At 31.4% G+C, this 24681-nt stretch carries 21 protein-coding genes; 1 reads left to right on the forward strand and 20 read right to left on the reverse strand.

The features are described 5' to 3' along the window. Positions 1 to 225 precede the first annotated feature (225 nt). From flgK to H2684_RS07235, 15 genes are all read right to left on the reverse strand, one after another. Positions 226 to 2061, reverse strand: coding sequence for a flagellar hook-associated protein FlgK (gene flgK / locus H2684_RS07165; protein WP_182088719.1), 1836 nt, complete (start codon positions 2059 to 2061; stop codon positions 226 to 228). 266 nt (positions 2062 to 2327) lie between these two features. Then, positions 2328 to 2735, reverse strand: coding sequence for a flagellar protein FlgN (locus H2684_RS07170; protein WP_182088720.1), 408 nt, complete (start codon positions 2733 to 2735; stop codon positions 2328 to 2330). 30 nt (positions 2736 to 2765) lie between these two features. After that, positions 2766 to 3044 (reverse strand): flagellar biosynthesis anti-sigma factor FlgM, encoded by a 279-nt coding sequence (gene flgM, locus H2684_RS07175; RefSeq protein ID WP_182088721.1) that lies wholly within the window; start codon positions 3042 to 3044, stop codon positions 2766 to 2768. A 244-nt stretch (positions 3045 to 3288) separates the two neighbouring features. Further along, positions 3289 to 4542, reverse strand: a complete 1254-nt coding sequence (fliY, locus tag H2684_RS07180) for a flagellar motor switch phosphatase FliY (RefSeq protein WP_182088722.1) — start codon at positions 4540 to 4542, stop codon at positions 3289 to 3291. Next, the gene (gene fliM, locus H2684_RS07185; RefSeq protein WP_182088723.1) at positions 4535 to 5530 is read right to left on the reverse strand and encodes a flagellar motor switch protein FliM; all 996 of its coding nucleotides are present in this window, start codon (positions 5528 to 5530) and stop codon (positions 4535 to 4537) included. Before fliM ends, fliY begins: the two co-directional genes overlap by 8 nt. A 27-nt stretch (positions 5531 to 5557) precedes the next feature. Then, a complete protein-coding gene (locus tag H2684_RS07190; protein ID WP_182088724.1) occupies positions 5558 to 5968 on the reverse strand; it encodes a chemotaxis protein CheW in 411 nt (136 codons plus the stop codon). 178 nt (positions 5969 to 6146) lie between these two features. Beyond that, the gene (locus H2684_RS07195) at positions 6147 to 6506 is read right to left on the reverse strand and encodes a response regulator (protein WP_182088725.1); all 360 of its coding nucleotides are present in this window, start codon (positions 6504 to 6506) and stop codon (positions 6147 to 6149) included. Positions 6507 to 6545: 39 nt separating this feature from the next. Further along, positions 6546 to 7145 (reverse strand): chemotaxis protein CheC, encoded by a 600-nt coding sequence (locus H2684_RS07200; protein ID WP_182088726.1) that lies wholly within the window; start codon positions 7143 to 7145, stop codon positions 6546 to 6548. 15 nt (positions 7146 to 7160) lie between these two features. Next, entirely contained in the window at positions 7161 to 9245 is a 2085-nt protein-coding gene (locus tag H2684_RS07205; RefSeq protein WP_182088727.1) for a chemotaxis protein CheA, read from the reverse strand. Between the two features lie 12 nt (positions 9246 to 9257). Next, positions 9258 to 10031: a protein-glutamate O-methyltransferase CheR gene (locus H2684_RS07210; RefSeq protein WP_182088728.1), complete on the reverse strand. Its 774-nt coding sequence runs from the start codon at positions 10029 to 10031 to the stop codon at positions 9258 to 9260. Between the two features lie 5 nt (positions 10032 to 10036). Beyond that, complete coding sequence (locus tag H2684_RS07215; protein ID WP_182088729.1) at positions 10037 to 11110, reverse strand: chemotaxis response regulator protein-glutamate methylesterase; 1074 nt, start codon at positions 11108 to 11110, stop codon at positions 10037 to 10039. Positions 11111 to 11137: 27 nt separating this feature from the next. Beyond that, positions 11138 to 11626 (reverse strand): chemotaxis protein CheD, encoded by a 489-nt coding sequence (locus H2684_RS07220; protein ID WP_182088730.1) that lies wholly within the window; start codon positions 11624 to 11626, stop codon positions 11138 to 11140. Between the two features lie 28 nt (positions 11627 to 11654). After that, positions 11655 to 12107 carry a chemotaxis protein CheW gene (locus tag H2684_RS07225; RefSeq protein WP_182088731.1) on the reverse strand — a complete coding sequence of 151 codons (453 nt, stop codon included), beginning with the start codon at positions 12105 to 12107 and terminating at the stop codon, positions 11655 to 11657. Between the two features lie 76 nt (positions 12108 to 12183). Next, positions 12184 to 14127 carry a flagellar assembly protein A gene (locus tag H2684_RS07230; protein WP_182088732.1) on the reverse strand — a complete coding sequence of 648 codons (1944 nt, stop codon included), beginning with the start codon at positions 14125 to 14127 and terminating at the stop codon, positions 12184 to 12186. 44 nt (positions 14128 to 14171) lie between these two features. Then, on the reverse strand, positions 14172 to 14969 hold the full coding sequence (locus tag H2684_RS07235; protein ID WP_182088733.1) for an aminotransferase class IV: 798 nt from the start codon (positions 14967 to 14969) through the stop codon (positions 14172 to 14174). A 493-nt stretch (positions 14970 to 15462) separates the two neighbouring features. On the opposite strand from H2684_RS07235, the gene H2684_RS07240 reads away from it, so the two are divergent. Then, entirely contained in the window at positions 15463 to 16107 is a 645-nt protein-coding gene (locus tag H2684_RS07240) for an HAD-IB family hydrolase (RefSeq protein ID WP_182088734.1), read from the forward strand. Positions 16108 to 16187: 80 nt separating this feature from the next. Here H2684_RS07240 and H2684_RS07245 read toward each other — a convergent pair whose 3' ends face one another. The 5 genes from H2684_RS07245 to recJ all read right to left on the reverse strand — a co-directional run bounded on the left by H2684_RS07245 (position 16188) and on the right by recJ (position 24679). Beyond that, positions 16188 to 16526 (reverse strand): DUF1292 domain-containing protein, encoded by a 339-nt coding sequence (locus H2684_RS07245; RefSeq protein ID WP_182088735.1) that lies wholly within the window; start codon positions 16524 to 16526, stop codon positions 16188 to 16190. A 138-nt stretch (positions 16527 to 16664) separates the two neighbouring features. Further along, entirely contained in the window at positions 16665 to 20171 is a 3507-nt protein-coding gene (nifJ, locus tag H2684_RS07250; RefSeq protein WP_182088736.1) for a pyruvate:ferredoxin (flavodoxin) oxidoreductase, read from the reverse strand. A gap of 332 nt (positions 20172 to 20503) precedes the next feature. Then, the gene (locus tag H2684_RS07255) at positions 20504 to 20929 is read right to left on the reverse strand and encodes a flavodoxin (protein ID WP_182088737.1); all 426 of its coding nucleotides are present in this window, start codon (positions 20927 to 20929) and stop codon (positions 20504 to 20506) included. A gap of 293 nt (positions 20930 to 21222) precedes the next feature. Next, complete coding sequence (locus tag H2684_RS07260) at positions 21223 to 22290, reverse strand: undecaprenyldiphospho-muramoylpentapeptide beta-N-acetylglucosaminyltransferase (RefSeq protein WP_182088738.1); 1068 nt, start codon at positions 22288 to 22290, stop codon at positions 21223 to 21225. Between the two features lie 607 nt (positions 22291 to 22897). Next, the gene (gene recJ / locus H2684_RS07265) at positions 22898 to 24679 is read right to left on the reverse strand and encodes a single-stranded-DNA-specific exonuclease RecJ (RefSeq protein WP_182088739.1); all 1782 of its coding nucleotides are present in this window, start codon (positions 24677 to 24679) and stop codon (positions 22898 to 22900) included. Positions 24680 to 24681: the final 2 nt, after the last annotated feature.

Below are 24681 nucleotides of genomic sequence, written 5' to 3' on the forward strand. Positions count from 1 at the left end.
ACCCCCAATCTAGTTCAATTCACAATGCACAGTTCTCAATTCACAATTCAATACAATTCTCAATTCAGTTCAATTCACAGTTCACAATGATTGTTAGTTTTCTTCAGTTTTACTTCAGAAAACCTAAATTTCAGATTTTTCCCTAAGAAAAATCATCCTCCACTGTGCATTGTGAATTGTGCATTCTTAATTGCCACTGTGCATTTTTTAATTGTGAATTAATAATTAGCTAGTCTTAAGTCCATTTATAACTACATCAAGCAAAGTATCCACTGTTGATATCGCTTTTGCGTTTGCCTGATAGCAGTGTTGAAACTGGATTAAGTTTGTCATTTCTTCATCTATTGAAACACCTGAAATTGATTCTCTTGACTGCTCATAATTTGCAAGTTGTGTTGCTTTATTTTCAACTTGCTGTGTTGCCTCTTTGGCCTCAACTCCTATCTTATTTACAAGATCATTAAAATAGTTGTTAAGTGTCTTACCTCCTTCTGCATTTCCTATCTTGTACACATTGTTTAAATCACTATCCGGAGCAAATATATCACTAACTAAATCCTCTCTTGTACTTGTGTCTGTAACATCTTGAATATTCATTAGACTGTTTGCAAGTTGTGCTACAGCAACAGCTCTATTTGGATCTGTACTACTTCCAAGAGAATCTCCACTTGAATCATATTTAGTTGCAGTCTTTATTTTTGAAGGATCGTTTAAAATTTCCACATTAACAGTTATATTTGATGCATTTATGCCATTCTCGTCATCTGCACCATAAGTAGATATATCTGCATCTCCATTTACAAAGAAGTTATTTATTCCTCCTTCTGGATCTCCACTATCATCTGCTGTCCACTTATCACTTTGGCTTATTATAGCATTTACTGAAAGTGCAAGCGCCTTTGCAAGGCTATTTAACTCATTTTCGTACTCTGTTACATTATCTTGAACTGACATATATCCTTTAAGCTCACCAGATGGTGGCTTAAAAAGAGCAAGTTTATCAAAATTTACCTTTTCTCCATTTTTTAATGTTACTGTACTGCCGCTTTCTGTGACTTTTAAAGCATTTCCATCCTTATCCGACCAAAGAACTCTTGTCTTGTCAAGTTCCTCTTTCTCCTCATCTGTCATTACTACCTTAATTGATACCTTGCTGCTAGCATCATTTGTGTCTCCCTTTTTGTAATAAGTAACCTTATAAGTTCCATCAGTTCCTGTCTCTTCTATGCTTGATACATAGGAAAGAGTTGCAACATCGTCTGGATTTTCGGCCTGAACAACATTTAAAACTTTTCCATCAGTTCCAAGTGGGGCAGTACCACAATCTCCTGAGTCTGGCTCAACTCCCAAGTTAGATGTTGTAACATCAATTCCACCAAAATCCTTCTCTGTTACATCTATACCAAGCTGATCACTTAGTTCATCGAGCAACTTATCTCTTCTATCCATAAGGTCATTTGGATTATTTCCTGAATTTTTTATATCTATTATCTGCTGGTTCAGTTTTGACAGCTGTTCAAAAATACTATTTACATCTACAACAGAATTTTTTATTTCAGTTGCAGCATTGGTCTTTATATCTGATAGTTGAGAATATGTACTATTTAACTGACTTGTAAGCAGATATGCCTGCTGTGCAACAGTATTTTTATTTTGCGTTGATGAACTTAAACTTTGCCACGAATTGAAAAACTCAGTCATAAGTGTAGACAATCCACTATCTGTAGGCTCATTTATTACTCCTTCAACTTGACTTAAGTACTTCTCTGCAGCTGTATACTGTCCATTTATAGAATTCTGAACCCTATACTGATAGTCTATAAATGTATCTCTTATTCTTTCAATAGACTCTACTGTTACTCCTGTTCCAAGCTGTCCTGCACCTGCTGGGCTATCAACACTAGGCATTGTATAAGGCGTTGTTGTAACCATATTAGCTCTTTGCCTTGAATAGCCATCTGTACTCGCATTTGCTATATTATGTGATGTAACATTTATAGCAGTCTGCTGGGAAAAAAGTCCGCTCTTTGCTGTATTAAATATAGAAAATAAACCTGGCATTTTATCACTCCACCCCTTTTTAATTCACAATTCACAATTCACGATTCACAATTCAATTCAATTCACAGTTCACGATTCACAGTTCACAATTCAAATCAGTTCACAATTCACAATTCACGATTCACAATGGATGTTAGATTTTTCCATAGAAAAATCATCCTTCACTGTGCATTGTGAATTGTGCATTTTTAATTGTCGTTGTGCATTGTGAATTGTGCATTCTTAATTGTCGTTGTGCATTGTGAACTGTTAATTCTTAATTGTCACTATGCATTGTGAATTTTCATTTGCGCATTGTACGTTCCTGCTACTTTGTTTGGCTTAATTGCTAAAAGCATCTGATTTGTAAATATAAGCCACTGCTTTATAAGCATTTCATTTGTGTCTTTTTGAAATTGTATCTTATTTAGCAGTTCTACTATATTATTGTATGTTTTTTCTAAATTTTCGCTCTCAAGTTTCCCTATGAATTCTTTCATAGATTCACCTTTTGTTATTTTTCTTCTTTCAATTTCCCACTTTGCAACTTCTCTGCTTTTCTCTTCTATAGATTTTACTATGCTGTCAAGTGAAAATACTTCCCTTTTTATGAGATATCCATTTTGATCAATCAACAGTTGGTAGAGGTCTTTTAAAACCTCATATTCTGAATTCATTATTTGTTCCAAGTCCACTTTATCTTAACCTCCCCAAACTAGGCAGCGCTATATTCTTCCTTTCATATTGTCAATAATTTTCTGTGCTACAAGTTTAGCGTCCACTTTATATGTTCCGTTTGCTATGGCTTTCTTTATACTATTAACTTTTTCCTCTTTATAATCTATTATGTTATCATCTGTAAAGTATGAGCTTAGACTTTTCCCGATAGACGATATAGAAATGGAATCTTTTGCTGCTTCACTATTTGTATTTACGTTTTTTTCTCTACTACTATCCTTATACAAGTTAGACAGTTGATTTGTACTGATTCCATTAACTTTCATAAAAATACACTCCCTACTTACTAACCTAAAATTTTATATTATGTCCTATGCTATTAATATTATCGGCTGCAAAATATTAATATTTATACCTGCTATTAAGAATACAAGAGTTATTTTATTAAAAAAGTGTTATAAGTCCCTATTTTAATTTATAAGTAAATACATCTAAAAAACTCATTATAAATATAAAAACAGTATATTTAGAATTCACATCTAAATATACTGAATACATACCTTCTAAAACTCAATTAATATCCTCTCCAAGAGATCTTATTCTGTCCTCATCACTTACTATACCAGTTATTCTAACTCCAAAATTTTCATCTATTACAACTACTTCACCATAAGCAACCTTTTTTCCATTTACAAGTATCTCTACTGGCTCTTCTGCTAATTTATCAAGTTCTACAAGTGATCCTGTACCAAGGTTTAATATATCTTTTATCTTCTTTTTAGTCCTTCCAAGCACTACTGAAATCTCAAGGGATACATCCATTATAAGATCTATATTCTTAGGAACAACTTCTGTATCCTTATTTTGACCAAGTGGTTGAAATTCAGCTTGATGAACTTCAACTTTATTTTGATTTACCACAGGATTTCCCGTAGGATTGCCTGTAGGATTTTCTATAGGCTTTTCATATATATTGTTTTGATTTGCTTGGCTTGGTTGGCTTGTTGCAGCAATGCCAACATCTTCTTTAGGTTGCTCTACAGGTACATCTTGCGAAGGCACCTCTTTGCTTTCAGGTGCATTGTTACTAGGTGCTGCACTTTTGCTTTCTGTAGTTTCTTCTTGTCCCATCATTATTGAAACTATCTTTTTTGCAGTTGCAATTGGAAGTATCTGCATTATATGGCTGTCTACAAAATCACCTATTTTAAGTGAAAATGACACTCTTACAATTGTTTCATCATCTGATATTGACTCTGAAAGAGGTTCTGTCATATCTGTCCATATTTTAGATATTGGAGGTGATATATTTACCTCTCTCATAAACATAGTTGCCATTGAAGTTGCAGCTGAACCTATCATTTGATTCATAGCCTCAGCTACTGCACTTTCCTGTATTTCTGAAAGTCCAGTCATGCTTCCATCTTTAACGGATCCATCTCCACCCATCATTAAGTCGGCAATTACAGCAGCATCATTAACTTCCATAACAAGTAGATTTTCACCTGTTATACCGCTTGTATACTTAACTTCCAATGCTATATTGGGAACTTTAAATTCACTTTTTAATTTATTCAGTGTAGTCACAGTAACTATAGGCGTAGTTATATTTACTGGCTGATTTATTATTGTAGAAAGTGCTGTAGAGGCAGATCCCATAGATATATTTCCTATCTCTCCTAGCAAATCTTTTTCTACATCTGAAAGTTCTAATCTCTCAGTTTTATCTTCCTTATCGCTTTGCTCTCCTCCTCCATTTAAGAGAGCATCTATTTCCTCTTGGGAAAGGAATCCATTGCCTTCATTATCATTCCCGTTACTCATACTCTTCCACATCCTTATCTATTATATCTAGTATCTCAACACCCCTGTTTTTACCAATTATACCGGGCTTGCCGCGATAGTACGCCTTATTTTCCACCATAAGTTTAACAGGACTGGTAGTTTTTTCATTCAAGGTAATTACATCCCCTACATTCAAGTTTAGAAACTCCCTTACTGTAATATTTGCTGTTCCAAGAACACAAGATAGACTTATTCCAACTACATTTAATCTATTTCTCAACTTTTCACGGGATTCACTTAAGACATCTTCATTCCTATCTTGGAACCAATATTGTACAACCAACTTATCAAGTACCTTCTCTATGCTCAAATATGGTATGCAGATATTTATAAACGTAGTACTACCGCTCATTTCAACCGAAAAAGTTATAAGAGCCACAGGATCATTAGGTGCTAAAGTCTGGTTCAATGCAGGATTTGTTTCCATTCCCTCTACTTCTGTCTCTACTTCTATTACATCTTCCCATGCAAGTTTCAAATTTGATATAAGTCCTGTATTTATAGCATTTATAATATTCTTATCTATATCTGTAAACTCCCTGGTTTTGAATTTTCCTGTTCCACTTCCACCAAGGAGCAGATCTATGACTTCAAATACAAACTGTGGATTTATTTCAAACAAAATGGACCCACTTAAGGGAGGCATCTTAAATATAGTTAAAACAGTTGGATTAGGTACTGAGTGGATAAACTCCTCATAAGTTATCTGCTGCACAGACTCCACTTTTACCTTTACATTAGTCCTTACCTGAGCAGTTAGATAATTTGAAATTATTCTTGCATAATTCTCATGAATAAGTTCAAGGGTCCTTATATGTTCCTTGGAAAATTTCTGTGGACTTCTAAAATCATAAGGCTTTACCTTTTGCTTCTCTTCTTCCTTTGGTACTTCATCTGGAGTAAGTTCTCCGGCAGATAAGGCTTCTAAAAGGGCATCTATCTCACTCTGTGATAATACGTCTGCCATTTCTCTCCCTCATTTCTTATGAAAATTCTAATTTGAAAATAGCTTGTCAATATCAATTAAGGTAACAACTCTATCCTTAAAATTTATAACTCCTTCTATGTAGTTTTTTTTGTTTTCATCATTTACTTTCTCAATAACTTTTTCATCTAGATCCATAACCTCATCCACTTGATCCACAACTATACCAACTAACTCATCTTCCATTTCAAGTATAATTATGCTATTTTCACTTTCTTTATTGTCTTTTTGTTTTGGAACATCCATAAGGAGATTTATATCAAGAATTGATATTACATTTCCCCTTAAATTTATAATTCCCTTTATATAGGCAGGTGCCTTTGGAACCTTTGTTATTTTCATGGAATCATTTATGCTCTTAACTTTTGATGTTTCCACGGCAAACTGCTCTTCATTTAACTTAAATATAACAACTTGCATTTATTACACCTCCACATACCATATAGTTCTCTTGAGAATTAGAGTAGAAAATATATAAGGTATAATATATAAATTTAAATATAATTTTAATGCTATTAAATATTTTCGTAACAAAGCACTATATCTTTATAGTTGACTTTGTAAATTTAAGTTCTAATTCTCAATAAATATCGATTACCTACCTAAGTACTTTATTTATAGCTTCAAGTACTCTATCAGGCTGGAATGGTTTTACTATAAAATCCCTTGCTCCAGCTTTTATTGCATCCATAACCATAGTCTGTTGTCCCATTGCAGAACACATTATGATCTTTGCATTTGCATCTATTTTCTTTATTGCCTTTACAGCTTCAATTCCATCCATATCTGGCATAGTTATATCCATTGTTACTACATCAGGTTTCTCCTTTTTGAAAAGTTCAACAGCCTTTATTCCATTATTAGCCTCTCCAACAACTTCAAAGTTATTTTTTTCTAATATATCCTTTATCATCATCCTCATAAACGCAGCGTCATCTACGATTAATACTTTTGCCATTTCTTTCCCTCCAAATTATTTAGTAATTACACTATATTATTATCCTATTCCAAGAGTTCCAAGTATCTTTTCAAGAGATCCTGGCATAGGTATATAATAAAAGTGCCCATTTATCTGTGAATTGTCTTCTATAAATACAGTTTCTATGTCAAGAACATATTCTTCAAATTGACCAGCTTCTATAAATGTAGTGGACAATATTGCTCCTAACATATCATAAGTAACTGCTGGTACAGATGGTGTTATAGATAATCCTGTAAATTTTGATATTGCATTCATATATGAACTGGATATTATATTTCCTATTTCACATATAGTTGAATTTCCCATTTCTGTAAGTTCTTCTGATTTTTCACCAGTCAAATCATACACTATACCAAGAGCCACCTTTTTTTCAAATATAAATAATATATTTCCAGGTGTATCACCAAGTATTCTAACTACTACCCCTACAACTGGTTCTTCTTCTCCAATGCATTCAAATATTTTACTAAAAGGTACTATATTTATAGAAGGTACTGTCATATCAACTTTCTTATTTAAAAGCTGTGACAATGCAGTTGCTGCATTTCCTGTACCTATATTTCCAACTTCTTTTAGTGCATCTATCTGCATAGGAGTAAGATTATCATAACTCATAATATTATATCCTCCTTAAACGAGAGCTGCAACATCCAATATAAGCGTTACAAGTCCATCACCTAATATTGTAGCTCCAATATACTCTTCCATGGACTGAAGCGTCTTTCCAAGTGGTTTTATAACTATCTCCTTCTGTCCAAGAAGTGAATCTACCATAAGTCCTGCAGTTTTTTCTCCAACCTTTACTATTACTATATAGTTTTTATTACTTTCAGATTTTTTAAGTTCAAGTCTTTCATATAACCTTATAAAAGGAATTATTTTCCCATTGTATATTATAATTTCACTATTATTTGACATCTTTACTATGTCATCTCTGTAATTTATAACTCTATCTATATATCCAAGTGATATTGCCATTGTCTCTTCTCCGACTTTTACAAGAAGTGCTTGAATTATCTGAAGCGTAAGTGGAAGTCTTATTATAAATGAGGAACCTTTTCCCTCTTCACTTATAAGGTCTACAGTACCATTTAGAGAAGATATTTTGTTTTTTACAACATCCATACCAACTCCTCTTCCAGATATATCTGTAACCTTTTTATTTGTGGTAAATCCCTGCATAAATATAAGATTTCTTATATCAGCATCTGACATACCTTCAGTATTTATCCCCATTTCTTGAGCCTTTTGACTTATCTTTTCTACACTTATTCCAGCTCCATCATCTTCTACTTTTATAACTGCTTGAGTTCCTTCTTGATAGGCAATAAGTTTTACTTTTCCAACAGGATCCTTTCCAGCTTTTATCCTATCTTCTTTCTTCTCAATTCCATGATCTGCTGCATTTCTTATAAGATGAATAAGAGGTTCTCCTATTTCATCTATTACAGTTCTGTCAAGTTCTGTATCGGCTCCTTCAATCACAAGCTCCATTTCCTTACCAAGTTCAACTGAAAGATCCCTTATAAGTCTTGGGAATCTACTAAATACTGTATCAAGAGGCAACATTCTTATTTTCATAACAAGATCTTGGAGATCTGAAGTAGTTCTAGCAACCTGCTCTAAAGTTTCATTTAACTCTGCAGACTTGTAATTACTAGTTATCTGTTCAAGTCTTGTCCTGTGTATTACAAGTTCAGACACCATATTCATAAACTTATCAAGTCTTCCAAGGTCCACTCTTACAGATTGATGCACTTTTCTTCGTGGTTTCTTTTGTGTCTGTGCTTTCTGCACTTTTTTAGATTTTGCATTCTTCGACTTTACATTTGACTCTACAGGCTTAGGTTGTATAACTTTTTTAGCAGCTGCCTTTTTGCTCTCCTCTTTTATTTTATTCTGTTTTTCTGCTTCAATATCTATGTCATTTACCTCAACACTTTCAACCTCAGATATACCTAGCAATATATCACTTATCTGTTCATTGCTTTTAGTTGAAATTACTACCAAGTTTATTTCAAAATCGAAATTCTCATTTTCAAGATCCTCTGTTCCAGGAACGGACTTTGTAATCTCTCCAACTTCTTCTAAGCTTTTGAATATCAAAAATGCCCTTGCAGATTTCAAAAGAGTATTCTCACTTAAAATTATCTTTATTGAATAAGCTCCATATCCTTTGTCTTTTGCCTGCTTTATGACATTTATATCATACTCATTTAATTCAATATCTTGTGTGCTATTTTCTGAATTTGTACCTTCTTTTTCTTGTTTTTTATCTTCAGTTTTCTCCTCAGGCTCCTCTTTTTTCTGTGATTCACCTTCATCACCTTTTTTGCCTTGCTCTGCTATTTTTTCAAGTTCCTCCATTATATCTTCAATTGGAGTTTCATCATCAACACCATCTTCTATATTTTTAAGCATCTGCTCTAGAGTATCAAGACACTTAAAGAGAACCGTTACTACATTTTGAGTTACACTAAGTTCGCCTTCCCTAAATTCAGATAGAACATCCTCCATTTTATGAGTAAGTTCTGCCATCTTATTAAATCCCATAGTAGCTGCCATTCCTTTTATGGTGTGTGCAACTCTAAAAATTTCATTTACCTTGTCTACATTATCAGGTTCCTGTTCAAGTTGAAGAAGAGATTCATTTAAAGTTTGCAAATTATCCATTCCTTCTTCCAGGAACATAGACATGTACTGCGATGTATCCATCTCATTTCCTCCTTATAGCTTTCTGTATATAAAGGTAGAAGCTTTTTCAAACCCATAATCTCTATAATTATATATACTTTCAGTAGCTCCTACAAACAACACCCCTCCCTTTTTCAGGGATTTACTAAACTTTTCATATATTTTATCCTTTATGTCTTGGTTAAAATATATTACTACATTTCTACATACTATAAGATCAAAATTACTTTCATAGCTGTCCAATATCAGATCATGCTTTTTAAAAGTAACCATTTTCTTTATATTGTTCTTTATAATATACTTATCGTCTTTTTTTATAAAATATTTATCCAAATATTCTTTTTTAACATTTTTTACTTCCTGTGCAGAATACTCTCCCATTTTAGCCCTTGAAATTATAGTGTTATCTATATCTGTTGCAAGAATATAATGAGATAACAGTGGAGATAGTTCATTCAAATATATTCCAAGAGAATAAGGTTCTGCCCCTATAGAACAGGCTGCACTCCATATCTTAAGTTTTCTTGGAGATTTTGCAAGTTCTTCTTTTAATATTTTTTTTACTTCCTTAAATATTTCGGGATTCCTAAAAAACTCAGATACATTTATAGTTATAAAATCCAAAAACTTTTGCCTCTGTGATCTATCTCTATTTAAAAGTCCTATGTACTCATGTATGCTATTTACACCTACCCTCGACATTAGGCTATTTATCCTTCTGTGAAGCTGATTCGGCTTGTAGGCAGACAAATTTATGTTAAATTCATTTAAAACCCATCTTTCAAAATAATCCATATCATTAATCATAAAATTCACCTCCCTGAAACTGATACTAAGCTTACTAGTTTATCGGCTATTTCATCGAGTTTCAAAACCATGTCCACTTTTCCAGTTTCATAAGCTACTTTGGGCATACCATAAATTGTGCATGTAGATTTATCTTCAGATATTGTAATACCACCATTATCTTTTACAACTTCAGTTCCATGTGCTCCATCTTTTCCCATACCAGTTAAAACAACACTTACTAGATTTCTTTTGTATACTTTTGATGCAGAAATAAAGAGTTTGTCTACAGCTGGCCTTACTCCCCATATAGATGGTTCTTTATTTAAATGTATCCTCTTATCTTCCAAAACTTCCATATGATATCCACCAGGTGCCACATATACTCTATTTGGAACAATTTTCATATTGTCTTCTGCTTCAATTACTTTCTGCTTTGAATTTGCATCAAGCCTCTCTGAAAATGCTTTTGTAAATCCAACAGGCATATGTTGTACTATAAAAACAGGTACTCCCATATTTTCAGGTAAATTTGTTATAACAGAATATATAGCCTTAGGTCCGCCTGTAGATGCTCCTATTACTATAGCTTGTATATTCCTTTTGTATTTATTTCTATCAATCTTTACATTATTGTTAACTGTTTTTTTATTTTCTATCTTTGCTGTTGACCCTTTTATTTTACATATCTTATGGGATATTTTTATTTTTCTTATAAGCTCATCTTTTACCTTATATATATCAATTGACAACTTTCTTGAAGGCTTTGGTAAAAAATCAAAAGCACCTTGTTCAAGACATTCCATTGTAAGTTTAGTCCCAGATTTTGAATCACTACTTAATATTATTGTAGGTATACATATATGTCTTTTTTTCATTTCCTTTAATACAGTTATACCATCCATTATAGGCATTTCTACATCCAATGTTATTATATCTGGCATAGTTTCAGCATCTGCCTTTGAAAGCTTGTGGAGTAAGTCCTCTCCATTTCTTGCAGTACCTATAACTTTTATTTCTTCATCTTCTTCTATAATATCAGAAATTACTTTTCTCATTAGTGCCGAATCATCCACCACTAAAACCTTTATTTTTTCCAAACTCTATCACCTCAAGTAAATTAAAATCTACAATTCCTTTATTCCTAAACCAACGGTTTTTATTTCAACTTTCCCATTAGAAGTATCAAATATCATAGTTCTCCCTTTATTTCCCCCAAGATCTTCTGCTATGAGAGGTACTGAATACTTTTTTAAATTCAATTTTACAGATTTACCATTTCTATTTCCTATGTCCATTATCATCTTTTTATCTGAAAAATTGAACATTGAAGCTCCTCCTGCTATTTTAGCAGTAAGATTTTTCTTTCCTGCCCCAAGTTTTTCTAATTTTTCTATAAGCATTGGTATAGCCAGATCAGCAAACTTCATCGGATTTTTTACATTACTAAACTGGGTACTATCTGGAAGCATTATATGTGCAAGTCCACCTATTAAATTGTATTTATCATATATAGCTATACCTACACACGAGCCTAAACCAATAGTCATAATTATATCAGGTGATGAAGCTGTATTCATATCTGCAATTCCTACTTTTATTTTCTTTATATCCATAATACTGCACCTTTCAATTATTGTTGAATTATTCTTGTATAAGCTGCTTTTCTTCCTCTGTTAATATTGTAAAAAGATTTAAAAATATTATTATTTTTCCATCCACTTTTATAAGTCCCTTTATATATCTTTTTGATATACCAGAAACAATTTCAGGTGGAACTTCAATTGTTTCTCTATCTATATCTCTTACCTCAGATACAACATCTACTATAATTCCAATTTTATTTTCATCTTGCTTTGTGACAATAATTTTAGAATTTTTATTATCTCCATTGTATTCAAGTCCAAATTTTTTTGTGAGTGATATAACTGGAAGTATTTTCCCTGAGTAATTTATAACTCCTTCTACAAAGTCTGGGGAATCTGGAATTTTTGTAGTTTCCTCGTAGCCAAGTATTCTTTCAACTTCCATAATATCCGTAGCATAAAACTCACCATTTATACTAAATATAAGTACCTTCAATTCTTTTTCATCCATTTAAATATCCTCCTCACTATATTTTTAACTAACATATTACATTATAATTCATAAATTGAAATATATACAACAAAATTTACAATAAAAGTTTATCTACAAATATATCTCCATCTTTTAGATAAGCATGTACATTTCTACTTGGAGAATCAAGTATAAACTCCCTTTTTCCAACTTTAAAAACAGTATTATGATATGCAACATCTGCCCATATATTTCCTTGATCTTCTACTTCAACTTTAGTCGTAACTCCTGCTACACTTCCAATAACACTGCATTTTATATCTTTTTTTGCCTTGAGATAACCTCCCCTTGCAACAGAATTTTTCTGTAAAAATTCAATGGAACCATTTGCAAAAATATTTGAAATGTATTCTCCTTTACTTGTTATTACTATATCGCCTGAACTTTCAATATCTGAATCCTGACAATATGCTATAACAACTTTTACAGGTAATTTAAGTGTGCAATTCATTTCTTCTATTTTCATGTTTACTCTTTCTACAATTTCATTTAAATCTCTATAATCTTCTATACTTATAGGCCCCATTCCCATGAGATGTGACCTTATATATTTTACAACATCATCTTGCTGCATATTTTTATCTAGACACTGAGTATTTAGATCTGAAATTATATAAATACTCAATTTAATTATATTTTTAAATCTGTTTTCCAGTAGTATCTTTATAATCTCACCATCTCTTTTTTCCTCCCCAAGGAGATTATACATTTTAATTTCTTTAACTGCATTTATAAGTTCCTTCATTAACTTATTGAATTTTGTAAGATGCTCTACTGTCTTTATTTTTTTTACATCATCGCCACCACCACTTACCTTTGATGCAACTATACTTCCCTTTACAACTATATTTCCTCTTGCAGTTAAAACTGACCTCTCAATATCCCTATCTACAACTAGATTATTACCACACTCTATTTTCATTCCCTCTCTTATATTTCCGTGAACATTTATATCACCTAAAAAGCAAACATTTCCAGTTTTAAGATCTACATCATTATTCAACTCATGTACCTGTTTTACATAAAATGTATTACCTTTAAAAGAAGGCTTACCATCTATTACAGCACATAATGTATTTTCATCTTTCATAATACATCCAGCACCAGCTTTTATAGTACGTTTCTTTCCGATTTTTGCCTTTATTACTTTTCCAGTAACGTCAAATCCATCTTCACCTTCTTTTCCAGGATGTCTTACAGCTATTACTTCACCTTTCTTTACGGAGGATACAACCCCTATACTTTTAAAATCTATATTTCCTATTTTATCTTCTTTAAATGTTGGTAAAGTTTCAAATTTAATCTCTATAGAATCATTTTCACCATCTACTGCTTTTTTCCCTTTTGCCACTATTATTTTTTCCTTACTATTTTCTTCAAGTTTATGAAAATTTTCTTCTATTATACCATATACTATACCATTTTTTGAAAGTTCTTTTTTTATATCTTCTTCTGTGTATTTAGGAGGATCAATTTTTTGTAAAACTTCCCTTGAAAGCAGAACTCTTTCCTTTGCAGATGTATCACGAAGTTTATATATTACTTTAGGAACATACACAGCTTGTGCATAAACTTCCATCTTATCATTAGAAGTAAAAATATTAAGCTGTCTTGTAGCTTCTTGACCACTTAAAACCACTTCTATTTTACTGCTTGCTAAAACTTCACTTTTCTTTTCTATATTTCTTCCATCTATAATGAGTTTCATACCACTTCCCTTTTCTATTACTGCAGGTGTGCCTCCATCTTTAGGATCTGTTACTATTATATTACCATTTATTATTTTTATTGTACCATTTATTTTAGAATCTTCCTCAATGTTTTCATGATCAATTTCCTTATTGTCCATGTATTCTATCTCAATTGCAACTTTTCTCCTAAAGAAACTCTTTTTATTCTCTAAAACTTTATAGTTAAGATCCTCTTTTTTCATATTTAAGTCATTAGCTGCAGCCTCTAGACATGCTTCAAGTGAATTTCCCCTAAATACTTTTTTCATAAATATCATCCTCCACTCATAAATGTTCAATTCCAAAATAAATATTATAAGTCAAAATTCTCTATATCCTGATGTATTCTCTCATCATATGACTTCATTATTTTGAGAACAATATCATTTTTTGAAGAGTTGAATTTGACATCATCTATATAACTTACAGGTAGAATTTTAGGTGAAGTACCAGATATAAAAACAGCATCAAAATTATTAATTTGCCTATAATCTATCTTCTTTTCTACTAAATTTATTCTCATTTTTTTACATAACTCAAATATAATCTGTCTTGTAGTACCAGGTAATACTTGCTCAAGTGGTGCTGTAAAAATTTTTTCATTATCTACAAAAAACACATTTGATCTACTTCCTTCAGTTATATTACCATTTCTATCTACAAGAAGTGCTTCAAATACATTCTTCTCCTTTATTTTTATGTCAACTTTTTCTCTAAAGTTATTATCTATTATCTTGGCATTTGGATTATGTCTTTCTCCAAAGAATAATATAGTTTTAACTCCATTTTCATAATTATCTTTAGAAGGATAATGATGTTCAATAAAATAAAGTAAAAAATTATTCTTTGAGTTATAATTAAAAATAAACTTTATATTACCTACATAGCACTTATTTAAATCTATAATTTTAAATATTTTCTTTTTTATATCTTCTTTTGAAATCCAAAGTTTTAAGTTTGCTTTCTTTGCAGAATTCTCTAATCTAACAATATGCTCCTTTAAAAACAATGGCTTTCCATCTATAACACGAATTACTTCATAAATTGAACTTCCAGAATCTATAATTTCTTTTGGGAAATCATCAAAGCTTTTTATTTCGTCATTTTGCATAAAAAATTTACAGGAATTATTCAATTATATCCCACCTCTATAAAGTTTTATTGTAAATGCAACTTAAACGTAAAATTTACATGAAAATCAATCAGCTGTTAATATATCTATTCACTTACATTTTATCATTATCCAAAGTATAATTTCCACACAAACAAAATTTTATGCTATAATTAAAACAATTAAGAATTAACAATTCACAGTTCACAGTGACAATTAAGAATTCACAATGCACAATGCACAATGAAGGATGACAGTGACAATTAAGAATTCACAATGCACAATGCACAATGAAGGATGATTTTTCTATGGAAAAATCTAACATTTATTGTGCATTGTGAACTGAATTGAATTGTGCATTGATTTGAACTGTGCATTGTATTGAATTGTGAACTGAGAATCGTGAATTGTGAACTGAATTGAATTGTGCATTGTGAATCGTGAACTGTGAATTGTATTGAATTGTGCATTGAAAAGAAGGGTTGTGATTTGTTTGGAAAAACTTGCAATATTCGATGTAGATTTTACTATAACAAAACGTGAAACTCTACTTGAATTCTATCTATTTATGGTAAAAAAGCATCCTATTTTAATATTTCATGCCCCAATGGCACTTATATCATCTTTTCTATTTCTAATTGGATTTATGAAAGCAAAAACATCAAAACAAATATTTTTAGAGTTCATAAATGGTATTACTGATGAAAAAATGGATTCTATTGTAGATGAGTTTTATAAAAATCGTCTAAGCAAGATATTGTACAAAGATGCTATAAACGAAATTAAAAAATTAAAGTCTTTAGGATATAAAATTTATTTAATATCTGCATCTCCTGAATTTTATCTAAATACACTATATAATATAAAAGAAGTTGATAAAATTATAGGAAGTGTATTTTTAAAGAAAAATGGAAAGTATTCAAATAAAATGAATGGAAACAATTGTAAAGGAAATGAAAAGGTAATAAGACTAAAAAAATATCTTAAGTCTGAAAATATAGAAGTTGACTTTAAAAACTCATATATGTTCTCAGATTCTCTATCGGATCTGCCTCTTTTAAGACTTGTCGGCAATCCTTATCTTATAAATTTTAAGAAAAAAAATACAATGGGAATCAAAGTACTCTCATGGAAATAGTTTATTATAAAATTTATTCTTTAATTTTAAGAAAGAGAAGAATTTTTACCTTCTCTTTCAATATTAAATAAAATATTTTACTAATCTTCAAGTGATGAATAGTATTTTGATGCCTCTTCAAATTCCTCATCGTCAGGAATTACAAGTTCACCTGTTTCTCCTTCTCCTACAACTTTAAAAAGATATACACTGTTATCATTTGGGTTTTGGACTACAGCATATTCAATTTCTTTAAATACAAATCCATCTACAACTTGACAAGAAATTGTATTTCCATTTTCGTCTTCTAAATCAACCATTATTGCCTCATGATTATGATCTGTACATCCACATCCACAAGAATTTTCATGTTCATCATTACAGCCACAGCCGCAACTTTCTTTACTCATATCATTATCCTGCAAATTTTCTTTGTTCATATATGAACCTCCTTTTAGTGTTATGTTTTAATTTTACCCTTAATACTTCAATATTAAAAGCTTTTTTTTATTTTTTTAAAATTTGTATAAAAAAATCGGATAGAAAACCTATCCGATTTAAAATCTATCTGATTTTTACTACTCAGCTGCAAGCTTCTTGTATTTTTCCAATCTTTCCATTGCATCTCTTTTAGTTTTCTCAAATAATGCCTCTGCTTGCTCTGGGAATTGCTTCTTAAGTGAAGCATATCTTACTTCACCAAGCAAGAACTCTTTGAAATCTCCAGTTGGCTCTTTTGAATCAAGTATAAATGGATTCTTTCCAGCTTCTTTTAATTCTGGGTTATATCTGTAAAGTGCCCAATATCCACACTCAACTGCTTTTTTAGCTTCTTCTTGGCTCTTACCCATTCCAGCTTTCAATCCGTGGTTTATACATGGTGCATAAGCTATTATAAGTGATGGTCCATGATAAGCTTCTGCTTCACGTATTGCTTTCAATGTCTGGTTCTTGTTAGCACCCATGGATATCTGTGCAACATATACATAACCATAAGACATTGCCATCATTCCTAAGTCCTTCTTCTTAGTCCTCTTACCACTTGCTGCAAACTTAGCTATAGCTGCTGCTGGAGTTGCTTTTGATGATTGTCCACCTGTATTTGAATAAACTTCTGTATCAAGTACAAGTACATTTACATCTTCGCCTGATGCTAGAACATGATCTAAACCACCATATCCTATATCGTAAGCCCAACCATCTCCACCAAGGATCCATTGTGATCTCTTAACGAAGTAATCTCTATTTTCATATAATGAATTTAATAATACATCATTTCCCTTTTCTTTTTCAAGTATAGCTGTTAATTTATCTGCTCTTTCTCTTGAACCTTCGCCTTCATTTACATTTGCAATCCAGTCCTCAAGAGCTGCCTTTAATTCTGCACTTACTCCAGATTCTAATGCCTTCTTAGCATCATCTACAAGTTTTTCTCTTGTCTGACTAACTCCAAGATGCATTCCTAATCCATATTCAGCATTATCTTCAAACAATGAATTTGCCCATGCTGGACCTTGTCCTCTATAATTAGTAGTGTATGGAGTTGCTGGTGCTGATGCTCCCCATATTGATGAACATCCTGTTGCATTTGAAACCATCATTCTATCTCCAAACAACTGAGTTACAAGTTTTACATAAGGAGTTTCTCCACAACCTGCACAAGCTCCTGAGAATTCAAGAAGTGGTTGTTCAAATTGACTGCCTTTTACACTATACTTGTTCTTCATTGGGTTTTCCTTATGTGATACTGACATTGCATAATCCCAAGCATCTTTATTCTTAAGCTGAGTTCCTATTGGTTTCATAGTAAGAGCTTTTTCCTTAGCTGGACATATGTCAGCACAATTTCCACATCCTGCACAATCAAGAGGTGAAACCATAATTGTAAAGTTAAGTCCTTTAGCTCCCATTGCTGGTTTAGACTTAAATTCTTTAGGTGCTTTAGCTAATTCTTCATCAGTAGTAAGAACTGGTCTTATTGCTGCATGAGGACATACAAATGAGCACTGATTACACTGAATACATTTATCTACATCCCATTCAGGTACATTTATAGCAACTCCTCTTTTTTCATAAGCTGCAGTTCCTGCTGGAAATGTACCATCTTCCATGCCTTCAAATGCACTTACTGGAAGCTTATCTCCATCTTGTCTATTAATAGGATAAACTATTTTTTCTATGAACTCTGGAACTTCTTTTGTAGCTGCAGCTTCATCTTCTACGCTCTTCCATGAATCAGGTACATCTATCTTAACTACTGCATCAACGCCTCTATCTATAGCAGCATTGTTCATATCAACAACTTTTTGTCCCTTTTTACCATAAGAAGTTACAACTGCTTCTTTTAAGTATTTAATAGCATCTTCTATTGGTATTATGTTTGCAATCTTAAAGAATGCAGCCTGACAAATCATGTTTATTCTTCCGCCAAGTCCTATTTCCTGAGCTATCTTTACAGCATTTAATGTATAGAAATTTATATCATTATTTGCTATATATCTCTTCATTGAAGCTGGAAGTTCTCTTTCAAGCTCTTCAGGTGTCCAAATTGTATTGAGCAAGAAATTTCCACCTTTTTTAAGTCCTTCAAGTACATTGTACTTATGAACATAAGACTGGTTGTGAACTGCAATAAAATCAGCCTTATCTATAAGATATGGTGATCTTATTGGTGATTTACCAAATCTCAAATGAGATACAGTTATACCACCGGATTTCTTTGAATCATATGCAAAGTAACCCTGTGCATACATGTCTGTATGATCTCCTATAATCTTTATAGCACTCTTGTTTGCTCCAACAGTACCATCTGATCCAAGTCCCCAGAACTTACAAGCTTTAGTTCCCTCTGGAGTAACATCTATTTCTGTTGCTCTTGGAAGTGATGTATTTGTAACATCATCTACTATACCTATAGTAAATCTATCTTTAGGAGTATCTGATTTTAAGTTTTCATATACAGCTACAATATCTGATGGAAGTGTATCTTTTGAACCAAGTCCATATCTTCCTCCAACTATTGTAGGTTGAACGTCTTTTCCATAGAAAGCATTCTTTACATCTAAGTAAAGTGGTTCTCCAGTTGATCCTGGTTCTTTAGTTCTATCAAGGACAGCAATTTTCTTAACTGTCTTTGGTATATATTTAAAGAAATGTTTTATTGAGAATGGTCTATATAAGTGAACTGTCAACAGACCAACTTTTTCTCCTTTTGAATTCAAATAATCTACTGTTTCTGCAATAGTTTCACAAACTGAACCCATTGCTATTATCAATCTATCGGCATCTTCTGCTCCATAGTAATTGAACAGGTGATATTCTCTTCCTGTAAGCTTAGTTATTTCCGCCATATAGTTTTCAACTATTTCAGGAAGTGCATCATAATATTTGTTACTTATTTCTTTTTCCTGGAAATATATATCAGGATTCTGTGCAGTTCCTCTAGTTACTGGATGATCTGGATTAAGTGCTCTTCTTCTAAATGCTTTTAAAGCATCTTTATCAAGAAGCTTAGCTAATTCATCATATTCAAGCACTTCAATCTTTTGAATTTCATGTGAAGTTCTAAAACCATCAAAAAAGTTCAAAAATGGGACTCTACCTTTTATAGCAGAAAGATGAGCTACTGCTGAAAGATCCATAACCTGCTGTACTGAACTCTCTGCAAGAAGCGCAAATCCAGTTTGTCTACAAGCCATTACATCTTGATGATCTCCAAATATACTAAGTGAATTTGCTGCAATTGCTCTAGCAGATACATGGAATACTCCTGGAAGAAGTTCTCCTGCTATTTTATACATATTAGGTATCATAAGTAAAAGACCCTGTGATGCAGTATAAGTAGTAGTTAATGCTCCTCCTTGAAGTGAACCATGTACAGCACCTGATGCACCTGCTTCAGATTGCATTTCCATAACTTTTACTTTTTGTCCAAATATATTCTTTCTTCCTTGAGCAACCCATTCATCCACATGTTCAGCCATTGGTGATGATGGAGTTATTGGATAAATAGCCGCTACATCAGTAAATGCATATGAAACATGAGCTGCAGCAGTATTTCCATCCATAGTCTTCATTTTTCTCATAAAAAATTCCTCTCCTTCTTTGATATTAAAAAATATATCTTTACACATCCTAAAAGTATACAAGATATCTTAATTATATTTTAATTAAACTTACATTCTTACTATACAACAAAAAATGAAATCTGTAAATTATAAATTTATACTGTATTACTTATTTTTTTTATTTGTCTACAATAAAATCATAAGTAATTTTAAGGATAATTCTTATCTGTATTAATTTTATAAAGTATCTATTTCAAAAAAAACAATAAAATAACAAAACGTATTCATATTATTCTAATTAACATTGCATATCAACGAGAATATATATCTAATTTTACATATTAAATTATCTATTTTGCAAGTAATTTTCCAAGTTCTTCCGCCTTTTTAATTTGATCATCGCTTGGTGCTTCATTAACTGCAAGTTTTCCAACTACTTCAAATCCATAATCAGTTACAGTTTTTTCAAAGTCTTCAAGAAAAGCACCTTCATCCCAACCATAGGATCCAAATAATACAGTTTTCTTATTATTTGAAGGAAGAAGTTTAAATTCATTTATAAATGGAGCCATTTCTTTCTGTTCTATTCTGTTATTATCCATTGAAGGACTTCCAAAGGCAACTGCATCAGCTGAAGTTACATCCTCAACTTTTGCATCTTGAACCTGTTTTATAACAACATCAGCTCCCTCACTCTTAGCACCTTTTGAAATTTCATCAGCTAAAACCTCTACATTTCCTCCATTACTCCAATATATTATAGCAACTTTTTTCATATCAATATCACCACCTTTCAATGCATTAAAATTTTATAGTCCTATTCCAAAGAATTCTAGATTCTATATCTTTTTTCCTTCTTAATTATGAGAAATTATAAATATCTTTTTAACAATATATTTTATCAAAGAAAAGTATTATCTAAAATTTTAAAATATTAATTAAAACTTTATACATACAATAATCTCCAAAATATCAAGCTTAATATGAACTATAATTAATATACTTTAATTATTATAACATATAATAATATTTAACAAAACATAATTTTTATATATAAAATTTTACATTATTATTTCTTACTATATCTCTTAATTATATCTATTATATTATCAACTCCATTACCTAAATCACTTGAGCTCATTTTATTTATATACATATTTCTTTCTGTATATAGTTCATTTACTTTATCTACAAGCAATTTTGAGTTTAAAGTTTCTTCCTCAAGTACTATGCTATATCCCCTTTTTTTAAAAGATTTAGCATTTAATATCTGATCTCCTCTACTTGACTTCCTTGAAAGTGGAATCAAAATATTGGGTTTTTTAAGTGCAAGTATCTCAAATATGGCATTTGCACCAGCCCTTGATATTACAATATCAGCTGCATTTAATATATGTGGCATATCCTCATTTACATACTCAAATTGTACATAACCTTTTATATTTTCTCTATTTTTATCTATGTTTCCTTTTCCACATATATGGATTATATTGTATTTTTGAATAAGCAAATCAAGTGATTTTCTTACTATATTATTTATAAATTTAGACCCAAGGCTTCCTCCAATTACCAATAAAATTGGCTTATCATTACTAAACTTGCAAATTCTTCTTCCAATTATCCTACTTCCATCTATAATTTCCTGTCTTATTGGAGTACCAGTTAAAACTCCCTTATTATCCTTTATCTTTTTTAGTGATTCAGGAAAAGTAACACATATTTTACTGCAATATGGCTGAGATATCCTATTTGCAAGACCTGGAGTTATATCCGACTCATGTGCTATAACTGGAACCTTACTTAAATAAGCAGCAATTACAACTGGCACAGAAACAAATCCTCCTTTTGAAAATACTATGTTAGGATTCTCCCTTTTGATTATTAAAAAAGCTTGAATAACTCCTTTCATTACTTTAAATGGGTCCGTAAAATTTTTTATATCAAAATATCTTCTTAGCTTTCCACTTGATATTGCAAAATACTGTATTTTATGAGATGTTATTATTTTTCTTTCAATTCCATTTTTACTGCCAATATACTGCACAACATATCCCATTTTCTTCAATTTCGGTACAAGAGCCAGATTTGGAGTCACATGTCCTGCTGATCCTCCACCTGTTAAAATTATCTTCTTCAAAGTCTATTCCTCCACACTTTTATCAATTCAATACAATGCAATACAATGCACAATTCTCAATTCACAGTTCACAATGGCTGTTGTTTTTCTTCAGCTTTGCTTCAGAAAAACTTTATTTTAGATTTTTTGAAAGAAAAAATCGTCCTTCACTGTGCATTGTGAATTCTTAATTGTGAATTGTATTTCAATTCTCAATTCAATACAATGCACAGTTTGCAGTTCACAGTTCACAATGACTGTTGCTTTTCCTACGCTTTGCTTCAGAAAAACTTTATTTTAGATTTTTCCAAAGAAAAATCATCCTTCACTGTGCATTGTGAATTGTGCATTCTTAATTGTATTTCAATTCACGATTCACAATTCACAATTCTCAATGACTGTTGCTTTTCTTCAGCTTTGCTTCAGAAAAACTTTATTTTAGATTTTTCCAAAGAAAAATCATCCTTCACTGTGCATTGTGAATTGTGCATTCTTAATTGTATTTCAATTCACGATTCACGATTCTCAATTCACAATGATTGTTGTTTTTCTTCAGCTTTGCCTCACAAAAACTATATTTTAGATTTTTCCCAAAGAAAAATCGTCCTTCACTGTGATTTGTGAATTCTTAATTGTGAATTGAAATTCTAAAGTCTTTCACTATAATCTGAATACTTTTATTGTTTCTATATTCATTAACTACAGGAGAAAATACCATATCCATAAAAATATGTTTGAAATCATTTTTTAAAATCTTATTCATTTCATATATTCCATAGGATTCTTTAATAATTTCCTTAAATTTTTCTCCTGCATTAAAACTTATTGCATCTAATTTTCCCATAGTATTTTTAAATCTACAACATAATTTTAAAGTATTTTTATCTTTTCCAATAAGGTAAACTCTGATGACCTCTATATTTTTTTCTGCAAAGACAGGTGCTGGGTTTCCCTTTCCAAATGGTTCTAAGGATTTTATGTTATCTATAACATCAAAACTTATACTATCTATAGGAAGCCTCTTATCTATTATTATCTTAGGTATTATATCCTCATTTGTAAGTCTACAATTATCATTCAGCCTTTTTCTAAGCTTATCTATGTTCTCCTCTTTTATAGACATACCAGCTGCCATTTTGTGTCCTCCGAAGTTTTCCATTAAATCTGCACACTTTGTAAGTTCAGAGAACATATCATATTCATCTATGGATCTACCAGACCCCTTACAAAAACTATCTCCTCTTGTGATTACAATAGAAGGTAAATTGTATTTTTCCCTTAACTTTCCTGCAACTATTCCTGCAATACTTTCATGAATGTCCTCTTTATACACTACAATAACTCTATCCTGCTTTAGACTTGAATTTTCAATCATATAAATTATTTCATTTAAACTCTTTTCAGTCATTTCCTGTCTTTTTAAATTAAACCCTCTAAGTTTCTGTGCTAACTCTTTTGCATTTTCAGTACTGTCTGCCATAAGAAGTTTTAAAGATGTAGCTGCACTTTCAATTCTCCCTGATGCATTTATACATGGTCCCAATACAAATCCTATATGATAGGATCGTATACTTCCAAGCTCTAGTTTATTTTCCTCTATAAGATATTTAAGTCCTATATTTTTTGTATTGTTAAGTGATTGAAGTCCTAATTTTGCAATTATCCTATTTTCACCTACAATATCTACTACGTCACATATTGTACCAATTGCTGCATATTCAATAAATTCAAATGCATCTTTTTTATCTTTTCCCATTTTACTATAAAGTGCCTGTATAAATTTAAATGCAACTCCTGCACCACAAAGCATTTTGAATGGATACTTGCAGCCTTCTTGTTTAGGATTTATTACAGCATCTGCACATGGAATTTTTTGAATTATTTTTCCTTCTCCATCTTCAGCAAAAGGTATGTCATGATGATCAGTTACAATTACATTCATACCAAGTTCTTTTGCTCTTTCAATTTCCTTTAATGCAGATATTCCATTGTCACAAGTTATAATTGTTGATATGTTTTCTCTTTTAAGTTTTTCTATGCTTTTTATGTTCATACCATAACCTTCTTTTATTCTGTCAGGTATATGGTATATAACATCTGCTCCACAGCGCAAAAGTCCATTGTAAAGTATATATGTACTTGTTATTCCATCACAATCATAATCTCCGTAAACTGCAATTTTATTATTTTTCCTTATTTCATTACATATTATATTAGTTCCTATATCCATATCCTTCATCATAAATGGATCTAATAATTTATCTACTGAAGGATGAATAAATTCATCTACTTCCTTTTCTGAAGTTATACCTCTATTTGCAAGTATTGACATTATAATTTTGCTTATACCTGTTTTCCTCATTACCTGCTCATCTATCCTGCGCCTTCTAAGCATCCATCTTTTATGCAAAT

It is taken from the genome of Clostridium sp. cel8 (assembly GCF_014050525.1).
Lineage (GTDB): Bacteria > Bacillota > Clostridia > Clostridiales > Clostridiaceae > Clostridium_B.

What these genes read in the sequence shown, in the direction of transcription:
- flgK (WP_182088719.1), bottom strand. Translation starts at nt 2,061, where the DNA reads ATGCCAGGTTTATTTTCTATATTTAATACAGCAAAGAGCGGACTTTTT.
- flgM (WP_182088721.1), bottom strand. Translation starts at nt 3,044, where the DNA reads ATGAAAGTTAATGGAATCAGTACAAATCAACTGTCTAACTTGTATAAG.
- fliY (WP_182088722.1), bottom strand. Translation starts at nt 4,542, where the DNA reads ATGAGTAACGGGAATGATAATGAAGGCAATGGATTCCTTTCCCAAGAG.
- fliM (WP_182088723.1), bottom strand. Translation starts at nt 5,530, where the DNA reads ATGGCAGACGTATTATCACAGAGTGAGATAGATGCCCTTTTAGAAGCC.
- H2684_RS07190 (WP_182088724.1), bottom strand. Translation starts at nt 5,968, where the DNA reads ATGCAAGTTGTTATATTTAAGTTAAATGAAGAGCAGTTTGCCGTGGAA.
- H2684_RS07195 (WP_182088725.1), bottom strand. Translation starts at nt 6,506, where the DNA reads ATGGCAAAAGTATTAATCGTAGATGACGCTGCGTTTATGAGGATGATG.
- H2684_RS07200 (WP_182088726.1), bottom strand. Translation starts at nt 7,145, where the DNA reads ATGAGTTATGATAATCTTACTCCTATGCAGATAGATGCACTAAAAGAA.
- H2684_RS07205 (WP_182088727.1), bottom strand. Translation starts at nt 9,245, where the DNA reads ATGGATACATCGCAGTACATGTCTATGTTCCTGGAAGAAGGAATGGAT.
- H2684_RS07210 (WP_182088728.1), bottom strand. Translation starts at nt 10,031, where the DNA reads ATGATTAATGATATGGATTATTTTGAAAGATGGGTTTTAAATGAATTT.
- H2684_RS07220 (WP_182088730.1), bottom strand. Translation starts at nt 11,626, where the DNA reads ATGGATATAAAGAAAATAAAAGTAGGAATTGCAGATATGAATACAGCT.
- H2684_RS07225 (WP_182088731.1), bottom strand. Translation starts at nt 12,107, where the DNA reads ATGGATGAAAAAGAATTGAAGGTACTTATATTTAGTATAAATGGTGAG.
- H2684_RS07230 (WP_182088732.1), bottom strand. Translation starts at nt 14,127, where the DNA reads ATGAAAAAAGTATTTAGGGGAAATTCACTTGAAGCATGTCTAGAGGCT.
- H2684_RS07235 (WP_182088733.1), bottom strand. Translation starts at nt 14,969, where the DNA reads ATGCAAAATGACGAAATAAAAAGCTTTGATGATTTCCCAAAAGAAATT.
- H2684_RS07245 (WP_182088735.1), bottom strand. Translation starts at nt 16,526, where the DNA reads ATGAACAAAGAAAATTTGCAGGATAATGATATGAGTAAAGAAAGTTGC.
- nifJ (WP_182088736.1), bottom strand. Translation starts at nt 20,171, where the DNA reads ATGAGAAAAATGAAGACTATGGATGGAAATACTGCTGCAGCTCATGTT.
- H2684_RS07255 (WP_182088737.1), bottom strand. Translation starts at nt 20,929, where the DNA reads ATGAAAAAAGTTGCTATAATATATTGGAGTAATGGAGGAAATGTAGAG.